14 protein-coding genes and 1 pseudogene are annotated in these 19,144 nt (G+C 58.6%); 10 read left to right on the forward strand and 5 right to left on the reverse strand.

Annotated elements, in window-relative coordinates:
• Positions 1–3: 3 nt before the first annotated feature.
• From ABM562_RS09830 to ABM562_RS09845, 4 genes and pseudogenes are all read left to right on the forward strand, one after another.
• A complete protein-coding gene (locus ABM562_RS09830; protein WP_460421712.1) occupies positions 4–1,140 on the forward strand; it encodes a nickel/cobalt efflux protein RcnA in 1,137 nt (378 codons plus the stop codon).
• A 12-nt stretch (positions 1,141–1,152) separates the two neighbouring features.
• Positions 1,153–1,577, forward strand: a pseudogene (locus ABM562_RS09835) (YqaA family protein).
• An 87-nt stretch (positions 1,578–1,664) separates the two neighbouring features.
• Positions 1,665–2,036, forward strand: a complete 372-nt coding sequence (locus ABM562_RS09840) for a TraX family protein (protein ID WP_460421714.1) — start codon at positions 1,665–1,667, stop codon at positions 2,034–2,036.
• 69 nt (positions 2,037–2,105) lie between these two features.
• Positions 2,106–2,798, forward strand: coding sequence for a hypothetical protein (locus tag ABM562_RS09845; protein ID WP_460421715.1), 693 nt, complete (start codon positions 2,106–2,108; stop codon positions 2,796–2,798).
• 27 nt (positions 2,799–2,825) lie between these two features.
• Here ABM562_RS09845 and chrA read toward each other — a convergent pair whose 3' ends face one another.
• Entirely contained in the window at positions 2,826–4,220 is a 1,395-nt protein-coding gene (gene chrA / locus ABM562_RS09850) for a chromate efflux transporter (protein ID WP_460421717.1), read from the reverse strand.
• 101 nt (positions 4,221–4,321) lie between these two features.
• On the opposite strand from chrA, the gene ABM562_RS09855 reads away from it, so the two are divergent.
• Both ABM562_RS09855 and ABM562_RS09860 read left to right on the forward strand, forming a co-directional pair.
• Positions 4,322–4,888, forward strand: a complete 567-nt coding sequence (locus ABM562_RS09855) for a LysE family translocator (protein ID WP_460421718.1) — start codon at positions 4,322–4,324, stop codon at positions 4,886–4,888.
• Between the two features lie 109 nt (positions 4,889–4,997).
• On the forward strand, positions 4,998–5,195 hold the full coding sequence (locus tag ABM562_RS09860; RefSeq protein ID WP_460421720.1) for a helix-turn-helix domain-containing protein: 198 nt from the start codon (positions 4,998–5,000) through the stop codon (positions 5,193–5,195).
• Between the two features lie 218 nt (positions 5,196–5,413).
• Here ABM562_RS09860 and ABM562_RS09865 read toward each other — a convergent pair whose 3' ends face one another.
• Complete coding sequence (locus ABM562_RS09865; protein WP_460421722.1) at positions 5,414–6,223, reverse strand: S1 family peptidase; 810 nt, start codon at positions 6,221–6,223, stop codon at positions 5,414–5,416.
• An 827-nt stretch (positions 6,224–7,050) separates the two neighbouring features.
• On the opposite strand from ABM562_RS09865, the gene ABM562_RS09870 reads away from it, so the two are divergent.
• From ABM562_RS09870 to ABM562_RS09885, 4 genes are all read left to right on the forward strand, one after another.
• Positions 7,051–8,775 (forward strand): ShlB/FhaC/HecB family hemolysin secretion/activation protein, encoded by a 1,725-nt coding sequence (locus ABM562_RS09870; protein ID WP_460421724.1) that lies wholly within the window; start codon positions 7,051–7,053, stop codon positions 8,773–8,775.
• A gap of 101 nt (positions 8,776–8,876) precedes the next feature.
• Positions 8,877–13,835: a hemagglutinin repeat-containing protein gene (locus ABM562_RS09875; protein ID WP_460421726.1), complete on the forward strand. Its 4,959-nt coding sequence runs from the start codon at positions 8,877–8,879 to the stop codon at positions 13,833–13,835.
• Between the two features lie 626 nt (positions 13,836–14,461).
• On the forward strand, positions 14,462–15,997 hold the full coding sequence (locus ABM562_RS09880) for a phospholipase D family protein (RefSeq protein WP_460421728.1): 1,536 nt from the start codon (positions 14,462–14,464) through the stop codon (positions 15,995–15,997).
• 174 nt (positions 15,998–16,171) lie between these two features.
• Positions 16,172–16,438, forward strand: a complete 267-nt coding sequence (locus ABM562_RS09885) for a hypothetical protein (RefSeq protein WP_460421730.1) — start codon at positions 16,172–16,174, stop codon at positions 16,436–16,438.
• Between the two features lie 132 nt (positions 16,439–16,570).
• On the opposite strand, the gene ABM562_RS09890 is transcribed toward ABM562_RS09885, so the two are convergent.
• Genes ABM562_RS09890 through ABM562_RS09900 form a run of 3 tightly spaced genes read right to left on the reverse strand, consistent with a single transcriptional unit; the run spans position 16,571 to position 19,144 of the window.
• Positions 16,571–17,014, reverse strand: a complete 444-nt coding sequence (locus ABM562_RS09890) for a potassium channel family protein (RefSeq protein WP_460421732.1) — start codon at positions 17,012–17,014, stop codon at positions 16,571–16,573.
• A complete protein-coding gene (locus tag ABM562_RS09895) occupies positions 17,008–18,060 on the reverse strand; it encodes a DUF2955 domain-containing protein (RefSeq protein WP_460421733.1) in 1,053 nt (350 codons plus the stop codon). The genes ABM562_RS09890 and ABM562_RS09895 overlap by 7 nt, the downstream gene beginning before the upstream one ends.
• Entirely contained in the window at positions 18,050–19,144 is a 1,095-nt protein-coding gene (locus ABM562_RS09900; RefSeq protein WP_460421777.1) for an HlyD family secretion protein, read from the reverse strand. The genes ABM562_RS09895 and ABM562_RS09900 overlap by 11 nt, the downstream gene beginning before the upstream one ends.

Raw genomic sequence — 19,144 nt, forward strand, 5'->3', positions numbered from 1 at the left:
CTCATGCCGAGTTTCGCAGAGCTGCTACAGCAGGGCGGAGCCCACGCCTGGCTTTATTTCCCCAGTGCCATCCTACTTGGTGCACTCCACGGGCTTGAGCCTGGTCACTCTAAAACCATGATGGCCGCGTTCATCGTTGCTATTCGTGGATCGGTGAAACAGGCGATTCTGTTGGGCCTTGCCGCCACGATCTCACACACGTTGGTGGTATGGCTGGTTGCAATCGGAGGGATGTACCTGGGTAAGGGGTTGGATGCACAGACTACTGAGCCTTACTTCCAGCTCGCGTCTTCTGCCCTGATCATTGTGATTGCCCTGTGGATGCTCTGGCGGACGTGGCATGGCGAGCAGATGTTCAAGTTCGAGCAAGGCGATGATCACCATCATGGCGATCATGATCACGGCCATCATGATGAGACTCACCGTATTGATACCGGACATGGCCGGATTGAGCTTTCCATCTTCGAAGACGGTGTACCCCCGCACTGGCGGATGAAAGTGCTCAGCGGCCATGCTTGGCCGGCTGCCCAAGTTCAATTAACCACCACTAGGCCAGATGGGAAGACCCAGCAATTTGCCTTCGTCGAACGAGAGGGGTACCTCCAGTCCACGGTTGATATTCCTGAACCCCATGAATTCAGCGCACGACTCAGCCTCGGCCATTCAGGTCACTCGCATGACTATGATCTCGATTACCGCGAGCACGATCATGGCCACGCCCATTCCGAGCTTGAGGGTTTAGAACTGTCAGTCGATGGCTACCAGGACGCGCATGAACGTGCCCATGCCAACGACATTCGTAAGCGCTTTACCAATCGGGATGTGACAACAGGTCAGATCATCATGTTTGGCCTGACCGGTGGCCTTATTCCATGCCCCGCAGCCATCACAGTACTGCTGCTCTGCCTCCAAGTTAAAGAGGTCGCACTAGGTGGCATGCTAGTCCTGTGCTTCAGCATTGGCTTGGCGCTTACCTTGGTAGCTGTAGGAAGCGCAGCAGCAATTGGCGCCAGACAAGCCTCCAACCGCTGGCCGTGGCTGGGTACCGTAGCTCGGCGTGCACCTCACCTCTCCGGCGTCCTGATTATCGGTGTCGGCCTCTATGTGGGCTTCCATGGCTGGATCGGGCTGAATAGATAAGGGGCCTGTTCAGTGTTCGAACTGACCAGCTACATCGGCCTATTTCTGGCGGCACTGGGGGCCGCCACATTGCTGCCCATGCAGTCAGAGGCCGTGCTTGCCGGCATGCTGGCCTCTGACAAATACGTGCCCCTGATACTGCTACTGGTGGCCACAACCGGCAACGTTCTGGGCTCGTTGGTGAACTGGATATTTGGGCGCAGCATCGAGCACTTTCGGTTTCCGGTCAGTGAGAGCAAACTCGAAAAAGCCCAACAGTCCTATGAGCGCTACGGCCACTGGTCCTTGCTACTCAGCTGGGCTCCCATCATTGGCGATCCGCTGACGCTAGTCGCGGGAGTCATGCGCGAGCCCCTGTGGCGTTTCCTTCTGATCGTAACCCTGGCCAAGGGGGGCGTTATCTACTGCTCACAGTACTCGTCTTGGGAGGCTCGTGATGAACGCGTATGAGCCCACAGCACCAGCTATCAAGCACCGTAATGCTGGCCAGGACCTGATCAAGTGGTTGGCCATGATCAATCACAATGGTCATCGATCACTTGCGCTTGGTGTGGCCCGAAATGGGCGACCTATTTATCGTCGGGCGGCTCGCCTTTCCGCTGTTTTGCGTAGCAATTGCCGCCAATGTGGCGCGCACAAGACCCGGTGAGTTACTGACAACCGCCAACGGCCGATACCTCATTTTGATGGTCTTGTTCGCAATCATTTCTGAGGTACCCTATCGCTACATCAGCACGTCCGGCTTGTTCAACGTACTGGTTACCCTGACATTAGGGCTGCTGGTCACCTGGGGGATTCACCACCGCACAAGGCTCGCCGCGACCGTGGCAATAACCGCGGGCAGGAACATCAACATGGTTATGTTGTGGAGACGACCACTGGTCAGTACGTACTGATCGGCACACTGCTGTGCCCAGAATCATCTCGGTTTAGATGATGAGCAAGTTAAGAATGCACTGAGTAAGGTGAGGAAATCGGAGACCGACGCTATTCGTCGGGCCAGAGTCCAGCAACTTCTGCAGGACAGGGATGAGCTCAAAAAGCGGGTCAAAGAAACTCTTAAAGAAGGTGAAGCGGTCCGGGATGACGCCAATAGAATCTTCTGGACCCTTCCTGCAAAGGCTTCAACTTCACTGGTTGACCGACGGAAACGGGGTGCACTAAAGGTCACATGGGAGTATTTGAAAGTAGAGAAAGAGCGTCTGGATGACGGCAGGGAGGTCACGACCCGAACCTGGTATCCCCATGATTTCGGGACGCTGAAAGGCGTTGGAGCCTGGCTGGAGTCCAATGATGTATCCCACAAGCAGGACTTGTATGCGCTGTTCCACAAGCTCGAGACAATCCCGAACAAGAAGAGCCTAACCAAAGCTGAGTTGGAAAGCGCCGAGTCCGTGATTAGAGAAATCTCTGGCTTGAACTCGATCAGGCGCGAGCTCTCCACGCAACGTGCGCTGATAGCCGACTTCTGCAGAATGGAGAATCTACTTCTCCTCGTTCAACTCACCTCAAACCGCAGCATTCGTGCTGAGATCGTGACAGCCGTTCATGAAATCTCCGGAACTACATTGCCATCGGAGGCTAGCCGAATCGTCGACGCAATTGACCGGGCTGTTCGTGAGCAGCACCGTGCCGATGGGCTTCGAATAGCCTCCTGATGCAGCCAAGAAGACCAACTGTGGTCACTATGACCACAGTTGGAAGAATGCTCCCCAGTGACCGTTCCGCACGATGTACACCAGCAAGCCGACGACACCGCAGCTGAGCAGTATCTGAATGACGCCGCGTTTGAAGTGAAACAACGCAATTGCTGCAGCTATTGCAATCACCAGCGACGGCCAGTCCAATCCTGCGCCAAAGCCATTGGGCCAAAGGACGTGGTAACCGAAAAACATCGCGAGGTTCAGTATCACTCCCACCACAGCAGCTGTGATGCCGATGAGTGGCGCGGTGAATTTCAGCTCGTTGTGCGTCGACTCGACCAAAGGTCCACCGGCCAGAATCAACAGGAAAGAAGGTAAGAAGGTGAACCACGTCACCAAGCTCGCCGCTACGGCACCGGCGAGGAAGGCCTGTTCGGGGCCAAAAACCTGCTGAACATATGCGCCGACGAAGCCAACGAACGCCACGACCATGATCAACGGACCTGGCGTGGTTTCACCCAGGGCCAGGCCATCGATCATTTGGGGCGGCGTCAACCAGCCGTAGTGTCCTACAGCGCCCTGATAGACATAGGGCAGTACCGCATACGCACCACCAAATGTTAGAAGCGCAGCCTTGGTAAAGAACCAGCTCATCTGGGTAAAGGTACCGTTCCAGCCAAACATCGCGGTCAGGATGCCCATGGGTAACAACCAAAGCACGCCTCCTACCAGTATCAGAAGCATCAGCCGAGACCAACGAAATCGGGCATGTTCCGGCGTTGGGGTTTCATCATCGATCAGTGCAGCGCCGTAGGACTTCTTCGCAGCACCATGGCCACCGGTCCGGAATTTTTCCGGGGCAAGCCGACCACCCAGATAACCCAGCAATGCCGCTACCACGACGATGATCGGGAAAGGCACATTCAAGGCAAAAATTGCGACGAACGAAGCGCCGGCAATCGCCCACAGCCATCCGTTTTTGAGTGCTCTTGAGCCTATCCGGTGAGCAGCATGGACCACGATGGCGGTCACTGCAGGCTTGATGCCATAGAACAGCCCGGCGACGATGGGCACCTCACCGAAGGCAATGTAGACCCATGACAGCGCAATCAGGATAAACAGCGAAGGGAGCACAAACAGTCCACCCGCAATCACTCCACCCCAGGTGCGATGCATCAGCCAGCCGATATAGGTCGCCAACTGCTGCGCCTCAGGCCCAGGAAGCAGCATGCAGTAATTCAATGCATGGAGAAAACGTCGCTCTGAGATCCAGCGCCGACGCTCTACCAGCTCCTGGTGCATGATCGAGATCTGACCCGCAGGCCCGCCAAAGCTGATAAAGCCGAGCTTCAGCCAGAACCACAGTGCTTGAACCAAGCTAATAGGTGCTGGTCGCGCTCGGTCAGATGCTTCCACCGGTTGGATGTCTTTATTCATCGGTGGCGTCCTCTCGCACGAATCCCGCCAGCAGCCCATCGAAGAAGGCGCCTGCCGCATTCAACAGGTGATCGTCATCGGTTATCCTCGCGACTCTCACCGTGTTAAGCCCCGGTACCGGGGTGGTTCTGACCCTCTCCAATGCCCTGCGCCACGGCTGGAGCGGTGCGGTGCCGGGGATCTTCGGCATCGCCTTGGGCGCTTTCATCGTCGCTGGGCTCTCAGCCAGCAGCGTGGGGCTGGTCCTGGCGACCTCGGCAACGGCGTTCACCGTGCTCAAGTACGTAGGCGCGTTGTACCTGTTGTACTTGGGGGTGAAGATGTGGCGTACCCAGCGTTTCATCCCGGAGCTCACCGTGACCGCCGCGCAACCCTGGCGGCGCTTCGTCGAAGCGTTGTCGATCCAGTTGCTAAATCCCAAGGCTGGTTTCTTCTTCCTGGCGGTGTTTCCACAATTCATCAGTCCGCAGTACAACTACTATAGCCAGTTCTTCCTGCTGGTTTCATCCTACGCGTTGCTGGTCGTGCTGGTACACACCGGCTACGCGCTGATGGCCAATGGCGCCAGGGGCTGGTTGCCGACCGACCGCGGCGCGCGAATCGTCGGCAAGCTCTCCGGCATCACTTTCTTCTGTTTTGGTGTTCTGATGGCCTCGGCCAGTAAATGAACCGCTTCGAACCACGTGAACTAGGAGGCTGCATGGCCAGGAAGGCACTCGAATTTTTTTGTCGGACGAAGACCGAGCGCAACTGCAGAAGATCGCTCGGTCAGGGCTGATGCCCTATCGGAGCGTCACCCGGGCGTCGATCCTGCTGCTGGACAGTGGCATGACGCCCAAGGAGGTCAGCCTGCGCATGAACGTCACCTCGCCGGTAGTGTCCAAGTGGCGCAGTCGCTACTTGGCTAACGGTGTCGTTGGCCTGGAGGACTTGCCGCGTGGGGGGCTGCCCAAGGCTCTGGTGCTGGCAGGCTGATTTAAACTGCTAGAGTTGATGACCGCCCACGGTTAGGCCGCTACGTACTAGATGCTGCTTTTGACCAGAAGCAGCCTTAGGGGGGATACGTGGCTACACCACGTACTGTAGAGGTTGCCATAGGTACAGTCGCTTGAAGACTTTGAAGCGGTACTGCCGTCAACTACTGGCCAGAGATGCCACAATAAAGGCGACGGTTATCTCACGGTAGGTGGGGTTCATGGATCGGATACCTCAACCTGGCGAGTAAGCAGTTCTCCGTCGAGCCACCCCCTCCAGCGGTCATATGCGGGGCCACTGGTCAGATCAAAATCAATGGTGATCGCCTTCTTATCTGGCGACAAAGAGATACTCGGCGCACTCGCGTTGTTGGCACTCTTACTGACCAGTTGGTAATCGGCGATCTGGAAGCCCGGCTTAGCATTGAAGGTGCGACGGTATTGTTTCGTTTCCGGCGAGATGCCTCCCAGCGACTCTTGCGTGACATCAATCTTGTATGGTTGTTCGATCCCTTGCACTGGAACCACCAACGTCGAGGTGTGAGTGGGGCTGATGCTGCCGGCGATTTTTAGTGCGTCAGCAAGCAGGTTGACCGGCAACACCCGATTGATACCCGAGACACTGGGTGTATTAACACCGCCCCAAACCATTGCGACAACACTGCCGTCGGTGTTGAAGACGGGGCCGCCGCTCATGCCCGGGTTCAAGACAATCGTTGTATTCCAAGATCCTTTGGGCCCCTTGCCTGCCAGCTTTCCTTCCGCATGGAACCACTCCTCAGCCCCAGGAAAGCCCATTGCATAAACCGTCGCATCATCAGCTAGCCTCCAAGGGTCACCCAGTGAAATCGGTCGCCTCACAGTTGCGGTATTTTTGAAACGGAGAGCCGCCAATGCAATCCCCGCAATGAGTGCCACAGCAATCGCGAACTGCCATACACGATGATCGATTTTTACTTCGTTGAGTTCGAAGGCAGTAGTTGATACCGCTTCTTGCTGGAAGACATGAATGGCATTGATTGTGTCCATATCTACGATCGCAATGCACTCCCAGTCTGGGTGGCCAAGTGGGGACGTCACTCCAGGAGCTTGGAACAAGGCGAGCTGGATGCTCTCAGGTTTAGGGAAAGTTTCTGGCCATACTTCGAGCTTAACCCCGTAAGCGGTCAGCAGCGGGATCGTCCAGCTTGGATGCTCGACGCTCTCGACCCAGCGATCGTCTAAGACCGCCCAAGTTGCGTCGAAGGCGCCTTTTTTACGCTATAGAGAACGATCTTATGTGGCTCAGAATAAGTCCACTCGTAGATCCTGGCAGGGATCGTTGCCACGCCTTTTTCGCGTAGAAAATCGACACGGTGGGGTGGAGTCCGGTGATTTTGCCAAGGTCAGGAAGCCTTATTCAATGTCTCCTCAAAGCTTCTTTCTCAAGTCATTAACATAATGAAATATTTATCAAAAAACATGAGTCGACCTAGGAGGGCCGCTGTGTTATCCTACTTGAGATTATTGTATTCGTCGTGAATGCAGCGCATCTAGGCTTTACGTAAGAATCAGAATTCCCCCTCAAGTCTTTGCTCTATCAAAACCCATCGGTTAACTAATTTTAACCTTCGCTTTAACGTCTATCCCTCGACGAATTCAGTTAATTTGCCAGCCCCCCCCCCACACACAATGATGTTGGTCGCTACCGCACTAAGTCAGAAATTTTCACTCCGTAAACTTAAGCCCTATTACTCGATACTATACCGGTGAGTCTCAATACTCATAGAGCGGCACTAACGCCGTGATCACTAGTCGATCCCGCCTTTCGTAGATCATCTATACACATTGCGTTCTCTTAACCATAAGGATGCCAAGTGCACCATTCATTACGCACTGAACACCCCTTTTCCTCCAGCGTCCGTACTTTATGCCTCGGGTCATTACTGGGCCTGTTGCATATCGCGCCAGCGCATGCCGACGGCTTCCTTTCCGGCCAAGAGACCCTACGTTTGCAACAACAGCAACAACGAGACGTGCAGCAGTTGCAACTGGAGCAGCGCCAGCGGCAGATGCAGCGCGGCAGCTTCAGCAGCACCCCGGCCACGCCCACCCTGCCGGATCAGACCGCCAGCGACAGCCGCTGCTGGCCCCTGATCGGCACCCGCATCGGTGGCGTCAGTCTGTTTGCCAAGACTCGGCTCAATGACTACATCAAGCCGTACGTGGCGCCGTGCATGGGGGGCAATCAGATCAACCAGCTGCTGGCAGCCATCACCCGTCTCTACGTCGAGGCCGGCTACATCGCCAGCCGCCCCTACCTGGCCAGCACCCCGGCTGCCGGCCACAGCCTGGATATCCTGGTGGAAGAAGGCTACGTCGAAACCATCGAACTGGCTGACCAGAGCCTGCCAGTCTCATTGGGCGGGGCTTTCCCGGGCATGCTCGGCAAGCCCCTGAACCTGCGAGACCTGGAGCAGGGCCTGGATCAACTGAACCGCCTGCGCTCCCTGGACCTGACCGCCGACATCGCCCCAGGCAGCCAGCCCGGTGCCTCGCGGATCATCCTGCGTTCGCGCAGCAGCGCCGCGCGCTGGGGCCTCGGGCTGGGTGTGGATAACCTCGGCAGCGCCAGCACCGGCCGCGACCGGCAGTTGATCAACCTCAATCTGGACAGCCCGTTGCAGATCAATGACGCGCTGAACCTGAACTACAGTGACACCCTCAATCACGGCCCGCGCTACAGCCGCAGCAGCAGCCTGTTCTACTCGGTGCCCTACGGTTATTGGACCTACAGCCTGTTCGCAAGCCACGCCGAATACCGCGCCCCGCTCAAGCTGGCCCGCACCACCCTGTACAACAGCGGCCGCACCGACATGGTCAGCGGCCGCGCCGACCGGGTGCTGTGGCGCGACCAGAGCCACCAGCTCAGCGCCAACCTGCAACTGGCCTACAAGGATGTGGACAGCTACCTGCAAAAAGCCCACCTGCAGATCCAGAGCCCGACCCTGACCGTGGCCGAGGCCGGGCTCAACCTGTTCTGGCTCGACAGCGCGGTATGGAACTTGGATGTCAATTACGCCCAGGGCCTGACCTGGTTCGGCGCCGATCGCGACTCGCAACAGCTGCAACGCAACCTGCCCCAGGCGCAGTTCCGCAAGTACCGCGCCGGCCTCAGCCAGTGGCGCAACGGCCAGTGGGGCGAGCAGCGCTGGCAATGGCAGAGCCAGCTCTCGGCCCAGTACAGCCCAGACCCGCTGCCGGCCATCGAGCAACTGCTGGGCACCGACGATTCCGCGGTGCGCGGCTACCGCATCAACAGTGCCTCCGGCGCCATCGGCGCGGTCTGGCGAAACACCCTGCGCCTGCCCCTGAACAGCGACCTGCCGGTCAAGATCACCCCACGCCTGGGCCTGGACAACGGCTGGCTCAAGGCCGAGCACGGCGCCCAGAGCCGCCATCTCGGCGGTGCCGGCCTGGGCCTCAACCTGGCGTGGAAAAAACTCCAGGTCGACCTGGATTACCAACGCAGCCTCACCACCCCGCAGGGCTTTCGCACGGAGCCGGAAGTCTGGCTGGCCAGGCTCAGCCTGCAAATTTAAACCACCACTGATTAGCCTGAAACCAACGACAAACCTGAGCGCTATTAAGTTCTGCACCCGATAGAGCAATGCCAGGCTCAACCACTCAGAACGAGATTCTCATGTCTGACAACACTTATAGATTCAACCTTTCACCCCAGGGCAAATTACGCTGGACCATCGCCAGCCTGCTGCTAGCGTCCCATCTGCCTCTGGCCGTGGCCGACGGCATCACCGTGGTCGAAGGCCCCGGCGGCACCCCGCAGTTGCAAAACCAGGGTGGCGTGCCCATCGTCAACATTGTTGCGCCTAATATCGGCGGCCTGTCCCATAACCAGTTCCTGGACTACAACGTCGGGCAACAAGGCGTGGTCTTGAACAACGCCCTACAGGCTGGGCAATCGCAACTGGCCGGACAACTGGCGGCCAACGCGCAGCTTCAGGGCCAGGCGGCCAGCGTGATCCTCAACGAAGTGATCAGTCGCAACGCCTCGCAACTCAATGGTGCCCAGGAAATCTTCGGTCGCGCCGCCGATTTCGTGCTGGCCAACCCCAATGGCATCTCGGTCAATGGCGGCAGCTTCATCAACACCCCCAACGCCAGCCTGGTGGTGGGCCGCCCGGAACTCCAGGACGGCAAGCTGCAGGGACTCAACACCCAGGGCGCTCGGGGCCAGTTGGATATCCACGGCGGCGGTCTGCGCAATGCCGAAGGCTCGATCAACCTGATCGCCCCACGCATCGACAGCAAGGGCAGCCTCACCGCCCGGGACCAGTTGAACGTTACCGTGGGCCGCAATCAGCTCGACTACCCCAGCGGCAAGGTGCTGAAGGTTGACCCAACCAGCCACACCCAGGATCAACGCATCGATGCCAGCCTGTTCGGCGCTATGCAGGCCGGGCGGATCAACATCGTCAGCACCGCCGAAGGTGCTGGAGTCCGGGTGGGCGCCGTCCAAGTGGATGGCCGCGACGGAGTCAAGCTGAGCTCCGCCGGTGATCTGGACATCCGCGGCGAGGCCGTGGCCAACAGCCTCGACGCCACGCGCACCGGAGTCCGCAGCCAGGGCGATATCGAACTCCACGGCGCCAAGGACCTGACCCTGGCCGCCACCGACGTCAGCGGCCGCAACGTCAAGCTCGACGCTGGGCGCAACCTGACCCTGAGCAGCATCGAAAGCCGCAAGCTCCGGGAAAAACGCCAGCAGTGGGACGAGAGCACCATCGGCATCACCTGGGAAACCTACGATCGTACCGAAACCGACAGCGACAGCCGCCAGCACGGCACCAAAGTAGTGGCCCAAAACGACGCCGTACTGAACTCCGGCGCCGAGACTGAAATCCAGGGCAGCAACGTCAAAGCACATAACCGCCTGAGCGCCGACAGCAAGGGCGACTTGCGCCTGACCGCGGCCACCGAAACCCACACCCAGAGCGACCAAGGCAAGCATCGCAAGCACCTGTGGAAAGAAAACTGGGACAGCGCCAGCAGTGAGCAACGCACTGTCGCCAGCCAGCTCAAGGGCGACAAGCAGCTGGATCTGACCAGCAAGCAGAAACTGCAGCTGCAGGGCGCTGAACTGCACAGCCAGGGTGACATCACACTTGCCGCCCAGGATGTGGACATCAACAGCGCCAGCCGCCAGCTGAGCCAGAACAACCAGCGCTACTCCGGCGACCTGGTGGGCGGTGGCTTTTTCGGCAAGAACGCCGACGGCGACCAGGGCAAAACCGAGAACCAGGGCAGCAAGGTCAATGCCGACGGCAAGCTGATCGTGCGCGCCGCCAGCGTGCGCATCAGCGGCAGCCAGGCACGGGGCGGTACCGAGGCCAGCGTCATCAGCGAACAGGGCTCACTGACCATCGATGGCTTGCAGGACACGTCCCACAGCAACAGCCACAGCAATGACAGCAAGTTCTTCGGCATCGCCAAAGACGAAAGCCGTCAGCAGCACAAGGACAAGACCACCGTCAGCAGCCAACTGCGCTCGGACAGCAACCTCACACTGAAAAGTGCAGAGGACCTGAACGTTAGCGGTTCCCAGGTCACCGCGCAGGGCGATCTAAAGGCAAGCGCTAAGGGCACTGTCAAGGTCGTGGCTGGCGAAAACACCCAGCACAACAGCACCAGCACACGAGTCCGCGGCTTAGAGGCCTACGCTAAGGAAAACGCAGCGGATACCGACCAGTACCGAGCCGGCGTTCGCTACCAGGATAAGCAGCAAAACGAGAGCACCACCCGTACTCAGCAACAGGCCTCCAGCCTCACCGGCGGCACCCTGACGGTCAAGGCAGACGAGGATCTGCGTATTGAAAGCAGCGCCCTAAAGGCTACGGCCGGTGAAGGTAACCTGAGCGGGAAAAATGTCCAACTGCTGGCTTCGGACGACAAACAAGAGAAACACAGCGACACCACTACCACTGGCGGCGGTTTCTATTACACAGGCGGCATCGAGCGTGCTGGCAATGGTATCGAAGTTGCCCACAACAAGACTCAGGACAGCAGCAGCAAAAGCACTGCGCAAACCAGCAATATTGAGGCAAAGGGCAACCTGACCATCAACGCCGACAACCGCCTTAGCACTGAAGGTGCAAAAGTTAAGGCCCAAGGCACACTGCTGGTCAACGCCACCGAAATCGACAACAAAGCCGCCCGCAGCAGCGAAACCAGCGACCACAAGGAGAACAACTGGAGTGTGGATGTCGGCGCCAACGCTGAATACAAAGGGCTCACCAAGCCTGTAGCGAAAGCCATTCAAGACATTGCCCAAGGCAATCTTCATGAACTCAGCCTGTTCGATGACTTGGAGCAACCCAACGCTGGTCTCGATATCGACATCGGTCACCAGAACCGTCAACTCAACGAAAGTAGCAACACAGCAGTAGTCAGCCAACTCAGCGGCAGCCAGGTAGAAGTTAATGCAAATGGCCAGCTGAGCGATCAAGGCACCCAGTACCAAGCAACAGATGGCGCTCTGAAGATAAGTGCGCGTAGCCTGCAAGCCAGCGCGACCAGCAATACCCAGCACAGCAGCGAACAGAGCGTGGACGCCACCGTCGGTGTGCGGGTTTATACCAACACCCTCAAAGACGTGAGTATCCGCGGCAGCGGTGCTGGCGGCAGTAGTAACGTAACCAGCAGCACCGAAACAGCCCAAGTGGGCAGCTATGCCGGCAGCCAGGGGGTCAACATTGATCTTAAAGGCGACGGGCGCTTCGAAGGCAGTCAGTTCGACGGGAAACTGGGTGGCGTAAGCATCAAGACCGGCGGTGAACTGGCACTGGAGCAAGCCAACGACCGTAAGAGTAGCAGTGAGTCCAGCTTGACTGGCAACGCCTCATTGAGTTTGGGCCTCAAGCCGGGCGCCAACGAGAAGGACTTCAATCTGGGCGCCAGTCTGCAGTTGGACCACAAGGCCAACAATCAACAGGACACTCAGGCGCGGATCGCTAGCATCCAGGGCCAAGGACCGGTCGAGCTTACCAGTATCAGCAATCTGACATTACAAGGTACCCAGATCGGCAATGCCGAACACCCCACCGGCGATATCAGTCTGAATGCCGGTGGCAAGCTTGACCTGCAGGCCGCTGTCGATACTCACAGTAGCAATGCCAGCAACCTGGGTGGTGGCTTCACGGCTGGTGGCGGTAAAACCAGCGGCGAAGAGAGCAGTAGCAAAAACGTCAACTTCAGCGCCAATTTCAACATTGGCCAGGGCGTAGAAAATGACCAGACCCAACTCGGCTCAAAGCTGTACAGCAACGGTCAAGTTCTGCTGAAGAGCAACGCTAAAGGCGACAATGCGATTCACCTTCAAGGCACGCAGATTGAGGCGCCTGAGGTAACCCTGACAGCCACTCAAGGAGGCATCTACCAAGAGTCAGCGCAGTCCAGACAATCACACTCCAACTGGGGCGTAGACCTAGGTGGCGGTATCAAACTCGGCAAAACCACCATGGCCGATGCACTCGCACATGACTCGCCGAAGGTCGACCTTGGAATCAACGCCTCTGCCAAAGTCGATGTCGACTTCACTCAAGGCGTCACTCAGCATAACAGCGTAATCAAGGCCAACCAGGTCACACTTAACAGCGACGGCGACGTCTATCTGGCTGGTGCACGCATCGATGCACAACAGGTCAACGGAGCCATCATTGGCAATCTGAGTATCCTGAGCCGTCAAGACTATCTGAACAGCACCCAGGTCGATTTCGACGCCAAACTGGAGGTGGAGAAAAATCAGCCTGGGCTGGTGAACAAGATAACCGGCGCGACAGGTCCTCTTGAGGACACCTTGCAAGCCAAGGCAGAGGAAGCTTTCCAGTCAAATCGCGAGAAGCTGGAAAACACAGTCGACACGGGCGTCGACAAACTCGGCTCGGCCAAGGACAGCCTGGTCGCCAAGGCCAGCAACGCGAAGGAGCGCCTGGGGGAGAAACTCAGCCGCAGCGGCAGCTACGACGTCAACCCTGAACCACGCGGCGCCATTGGCAACGGCGTGGACAAGGCCAAGAACTACCTTGCCGCCAAAGCCGACGCCGTGGGCGACCATCTCTCCAGTCTGAAAGAGCGTTTCTGGCCAAAAACCAGCGACAGCTATTCGGTCAGCGAGAAGAACACAGCCGGCAGCAAGGTGGCCAATATCGCTGAAGACGTGCTGTTTGGCGACAAAAGTGGTAAGACCTCCTATACCCCGAGCTTGAACCTGAACGTCAGCCACGAGAGCAAGAACCGCGTGGAACAGGCCTCAGGGGTCAACGCTCAGCAGGGAATCAATCTGCAGGTCGGCGGCGAAACCCAGCTCACCGGTGCCCGCATCGGTGCCAGCGAGGGTCGCGTCGAATTGGGCGGTTCCAAGGTAACGAGCACGGCTCTGGCCGGTTCGGACTATCGCGCGAATGTCGGGCTCAACCTGTCCACGTCGCGGCTCACCCAGATTACGGGCAGCATCAAGGAACTGACCCGCAACCAGGACGAAGCCACCCAAAAGGACCAGTTGTTCAACTTGGGCCCGCTGCGTTTAGGCGGCCACAGTGACAGCCAGTTGCTACAAGCCGGAATCGACCAGACAATACCATGAGGCACGGGCCGCCCTCCTGTTCGGGGGCGGCCTTAATTGACCTGTGCAATCCGTTTTGCCGACTTATCACTGCGACCCGATGATCGTGAGCTCTGGCGATCGACGCCTAGGATTGACGGTGATACCCCATCCTGATGATGAATTCACTGACGGCATCCAGTGATACCGCATTCTAAGGCCTCGTAACCCTTGGTTTGCAAAGAGAAGACCGCCTACTCAAGGCGTTTTTTTTGCCTTTTTTGCACGTCGTCAAGGCCCGCTCCTTTACTCAACGAAGTCTAACTCGCTTGGGCACAGGATCTGATAATGCGACTGTTCCATCAGCCCACAGAGAACGCGTGCGCCGGTATCCTGGAAAGCGCCGAAGGTATTCATTGCTTCAAGCGTAGCTGCTCTGATCTTGGATGCTGTTTTGCAGGTATTGAATTGACGCTGGATTGCGCCCTGACGCTTCAACAGGGCGAATACCACCCTTGCCAGGCTCCGATTTGCGCTGGGTCGAACTGGCGCAAATTTCGACGCTGCACTTGAACCGGGCTTTACTTGAGGGATGGGTGCAGATTGCCGTGGGCCGCATTCCCGAGGTCAAAACTACACCCTCCGAGTTTGAGGACGAGCCCTTGCCCATGTTCCCGATCTTCCCCGCGATGTTGCTCGCTGGCTGCGCCACCACGCGTTTGCCCCATGACTTCAGTGAGGCAATACCCGCAGGCGACTCCGCGTTCGGGCGCTCGATTCAGGCCCAGGCTACCCCGCATGCTGGGCGTTCGGGGTTTCGCCTCCTGCCGAACAGCAGTGAAGCGTTCCGAGGTCGCGCCGAGTTGATTCGCAATGCGCAGAAGAGCGTCGATGTGCAGTACTACATCGTGCATAACGGGCTCAGTACCCGCGCACTGGTGCGTGAAATACTGCTGGCAGCTGATCGCGGCGTTCGGATCCGCATACTGCTCGATGACACGGCCAGCGACGGCCAGGAAGACGTCATAGCGACGCTGGCCGTGCACCCGAACATCTACATTCGTGTGTTCAACCCTCTGCACCTCGGACGCAGTACTATGGTCACCCGAACCATGGGCCGTCTGCTCAACCTTTCCCAACAGCACCGGCGCATGCACAACAAACTGTGGCTGGCCGACAACAGCGCAGCCATTGTCGGCGGACGCAACCTGGGGGATGAGTATTTCGACGCCAAGCCCGATCGCAACTTCACCGACATGGACTTGTTGTGCATCGGCCCGGTCGCCGAGCAGTTGGGCCACAGCTTCGATCAGTACTGGAGTAGCGCCCTGAGCCAGCCGATCAGTGACTTTCTGCTCAACAAGCCAACCGCCGAGGACTTGCTCAAGAGCCGCCAGCGCCTGGAACAATCGCTGCAAAGCACACGAATAGAAAACAAGGCCTTGTATGACCACCTCATGACCTATCGGACGCAACCGCAACTCGCGAACTGGCGCCAGCAACTGATCTGGGCGCATAGCAAGGCGATGTGGGATGCCCCGAGCAAAGTACTGGCCGACGATGAACCGGCCCGTGCGCTGTTGATGTCGACACGACTTCGGCCTGAGCTCGACAGCGTCAACAAGGAGCTGATCCTGATTTCGGCCTATTTCGTCCCCCAGCAGCCGGGCATGCACTACCTGCTTGGGCGTGCCGATGCCGGTGTTGAGGTGCGCCTGTTGACCAACTCACTGGAAGCCACCGATGTGCCAGCGGTGCATGGCGGCTATGCGCCTTACCGAAAAACCTTGCTCGAACATGGTGTGAAGCTCTTTGAACTGCGGCTCCAGCCGGACGATCCCGGTGGCGGTTCTTCCTTTGGCTTCAGTGGTGGCTCGGACTCCAGCTTGCACACCAAGGCCATGATCCTCGACAAGCAGAAGGTGTTCATCGGCTCATTCAATTTCGACCCGCGTTCGGTGTTTTGGAACACTGAGGTCGGGGTGCTGGTCGACAGCCCTGAATTGTCTGGCTACATGCGCAAGCTGGCGTATGAGGGCATGGCGCCAGCCGTAAGTTACCAGGCCCACCTGGAAAACGGCGAAGTCGTCTGGACCGCTGAAGACGACGGTCGCCTGTATACGTTGCGTAAGGAGCCCGGCGGCAAATGGCGCAGTTTCAAGGCCTGGCTCAGCGACAAGATCGGCTTGGAGAAAATGCTCTAGATCGATGTCTGCATTTCGCAGGCATTGCGTCGCCGCGCCAAGGTTGCCTGTATCGACTATCGTTAAAGTTCACACTCAAGAGGAACTGTTTGGGTTATGTGCGTTATGGCATCTCCGGTTGTTTGACCGGGGAAATCAAGTGATTGAGTACTCTTGGACAGGAGGAAAATCATCATGATTCGCAGCCTTTACATGACCGCACTGGCGACACTGGCTCTCGCCGCTGGTGTGTATGTGGTATCGATGCCGGCCTTCGCAACCGATCAGGCTGACCAACGGCAGGAATCGCGCGATACCAAGCAGGAAGGACGCGATGCTGCCAGGGAAACCAAGGAAGAATGCAAAGAGGGCGATGAGAAAAGCCGTGCCGATTGTCGCCAGGACAAGCGCGACACCAAGCAGGACACGCGTGATACGGCGCGGGACGTCAAGTATCAATAGTCACCAATCCCTATCACCAAGTGGCTGAGGAGGGGGGGGAAGCGGTCGACCTGTTCGGGAATCGGTTGTAGCTGCGCGGCGTTTTCTAGCGATTGTGCCGCGCACTTCAACCTGTTGATTGAACGCTTGCCGTTATCGTTTTCCATGCTCGCCTGATGCGTGCTGTTTGATGATGTCCATTACGGCAGCGGTCATGATTGCGGTGGAAACGCCGAACATGAGAATGCCATTGGCCGCCTCCAGGGGACTGAGCAGACGCCATTGCTGGCTCAGGACCACATCGCCATAGCCCAGGGTGGCGAAGGTCACCCCGGAAAAGTACAGCGCGGTGATGAAGTCCTCGAATTCACCCAGCAGCAGGAACAGCAGGGCCCATAGCGCCATTTGCACATAGTTGCCGATTAGCATCACCACCATGACCATTGACAGCAAGCGCACGTCATCGCTCCAGGAGGGGCTCACGTTCATCTTGTGTCTCAGCGACACATAGCGACGGGCACACAGGGCTAGAAACAATGCCTGCAACACAACACAGAGCACAATCACCGGTAGGCCTACCAGAAAATTGATCAGCATGGGCGAGCCTCTTCAGCGGTTGGGTTGGACGCATTTCGACGTTGCCGGCGCTTATCGAGCAGATGAACCATCGCACAGGCATACAGGGTGACTAGAATGAACAGCCCCATGCGGATGGCGAAGGCGGTGTAGACATCCTTGCCGGCAGCGCTGTCCTGCACCGACTGGCCGAGCAAAATGATCATGGTCGTCAGGCTGTTGAGCCAGAAGCCCGGTTTGTAGTTGCCAGGGCTCAGCCCGTAGAGCTTTCGGGCCAGCACCAGCCCGAACAGCAGCATCCACAGGAAGAACATCCACAGGTTGACGAACAGGCCCAGGGCGAACCAGAAGAGAATCGCCATCAGGCCGCCGAGCAGGGTTGAGCCGAGCAGTTCCCGCCCGGCAGTGCGCGCGCTGGTGGCGGTGCTCTGCTGGCCGAGGTTGACCGATTTCATGATGATCGGCATGTAGCTGGCCGGATCGATCAGCGCCAACAGGAAGGCGGGCATTACCACCAGCGCGGCGCGCAAGGCCAGCCAGTTGATTGCATCGGCCGACAGGGCAGGTGTGGGGGCGGGCGGCTGGCTGCCGATCGGGTCAGGGAGCAGCCAGTGGCTGATCGACACCACCGTGACGGCCAGGAGCAAGCCCTTGACCAGCGATACGATTACCTGCAGCGCCAGGTCGAATTCGGTAGCGCCGGCCGCGCTGATCATCGTCAAGCCAACCACCATGAAGGTGGCGACCAGCGAGTTGCCGCCACTCATGCCATAGCGGAACACCAGAAACAGGCACAGGCCGACCAGCATAACGCCTGTCACCGCGTAGTAATGCAACAGCGGTATCAGCAGCAAGCCGCTGCCGGTGGTCACCATCAGCACCATGGCCAGGCCCAGGCTGGCCTTGAACGGCAGTGGCCGATTCATCGCCGCCAGCATGGTCAGTGCCAGCATCGGTGCGATGAAAGGGATCGGCAGGGCCAGACCGAAGCTCGCGGCCAGGCACAGCGCAGTGCCAGTGGCCAGGCGCAGGGCTCGCCTGGCACGGACTTGTTGCTCAGTAGGCATACGACATCCAGCTCATCACGCGCAGGAACAGCCGGCCGAGCAGGTTCAGCGGGTTGCCTTCGCTGGGGAACGCCATGACCTCGGCCTGGCCACCGACACGGATGCCGCTGATGTCGGCCAACTGGCCGGGCGCAAGCTCGATGATCACGGGGAAACGCTGGGCCGGGCGCAGCCAGTCACGGCTGTTCTGTACCGTGGGCAAGGTTCCGGCTGGCGTGCTCTGGCCGGTACTGACGCCATAACCGATGCTGCGCACATGGCCTTCGAATACCGTGCCGGGAAGGCTATCGAGCACGATACGCACCGGGGCCCCGGGCTTGACCTTGCCCAGGTTGTTCTCCGTCATGTCGGCCGTGATCCACACATCGTGGATGGCGATCAAGGTCATAAAGGGCGCACCGGCTGCGGCGAACTGGCCGACATCGGTGCGCAGGTCGGTGACCAGGCCGTCCGAGCGGGCACGCACCATGCTGTTGGCCAGGTCAAGTTCGGCCTTGGCGACATTGGCCATGGCGCTGAGCAACTGGGCATTTTCCTTGTCGCTGCCACCTTGGGTTTCGCGGGCGCGTTGTACTTCTGCCCGCGCTGCGGCGACCTGGGCGACGGCCGCATCGAGGGTGGAGCGGGATACTTCCAGTCGACGCAGGGAGATGGTCCCGGGGTCTTCCCTGTACAGGCGTTCAAGGCGTTGCAGGTCTTGGCGGGACATGACTTCGTTGGCCTGGGCCGCTTTCAGGGACGCCACCTTGGAGTCGATGCCAGCGGTGTTGGCGCCGATCTGCTTGCGGGTGGTCTGCAAGTCGGCGCGCGCGCGGTCGACAGCAATCTGGTACTGCTGCGGGTTCACTTCGAACAGCACTTCACCGGCCTTGACGTCCTGGTTGTTGCGCACGTTGACTTTGGTGACCTTGCCTGCGACCTCCGCCGCCACCGGTACGACAAACGCCTGCACCCGTGCCTGTTGCGTGTAGGGGGTATAGCGGTCGGCCAGCAGGTACCAGACCAGGCTCAGGAGGATCAGCAAGGCAACCCAGTTCACCGCCTTTTTTGCCGGATCGGCCGCAGGCGGCGCGGTGGTTTCCAT

The organism is Pseudomonas sp. ZL2, assembly GCF_054788455.1.

What these genes read in the sequence shown, in the direction of transcription:
- ABM562_RS09830 (WP_460421712.1), top strand. Translation starts at nt 4, where the DNA reads ATGCCGAGTTTCGCAGAGCTGCTACAGCAGGGCGGAGCCCACGCCTGG.
- ABM562_RS09840 (WP_460421714.1), top strand. Translation starts at nt 1,665, where the DNA reads ATGGTCATCGATCACTTGCGCTTGGTGTGGCCCGAAATGGGCGACCTA.
- chrA (WP_460421717.1), bottom strand. Translation starts at nt 4,220, where the DNA reads ATGAATAAAGACATCCAACCGGTGGAAGCATCTGACCGAGCGCGACCA.
- ABM562_RS09860 (WP_460421720.1), top strand. Translation starts at nt 4,998, where the DNA reads ATGCCCTATCGGAGCGTCACCCGGGCGTCGATCCTGCTGCTGGACAGT.
- ABM562_RS09865 (WP_460421722.1), bottom strand. Translation starts at nt 6,223, where the DNA reads ATGGACACAATCAATGCCATTCATGTCTTCCAGCAAGAAGCGGTATCA.
- ABM562_RS09875 (WP_460421726.1), top strand. Translation starts at nt 8,877, where the DNA reads ATGTCTGACAACACTTATAGATTCAACCTTTCACCCCAGGGCAAATTA.
- ABM562_RS09880 (WP_460421728.1), top strand. Translation starts at nt 14,462, where the DNA reads ATGTTCCCGATCTTCCCCGCGATGTTGCTCGCTGGCTGCGCCACCACG.
- ABM562_RS09885 (WP_460421730.1), top strand. Translation starts at nt 16,172, where the DNA reads ATGATTCGCAGCCTTTACATGACCGCACTGGCGACACTGGCTCTCGCC.
- ABM562_RS09890 (WP_460421732.1), bottom strand. Translation starts at nt 17,014, where the DNA reads ATGCTGATCAATTTTCTGGTAGGCCTACCGGTGATTGTGCTCTGTGTT.
- ABM562_RS09895 (WP_460421733.1), bottom strand. Translation starts at nt 18,060, where the DNA reads ATGCCTACTGAGCAACAAGTCCGTGCCAGGCGAGCCCTGCGCCTGGCC.
- ABM562_RS09900 (WP_460421777.1), bottom strand. Translation starts at nt 19,144, where the DNA reads ATGGAAACCACCGCGCCGCCTGCGGCCGATCCGGCAAAAAAGGCGGTG.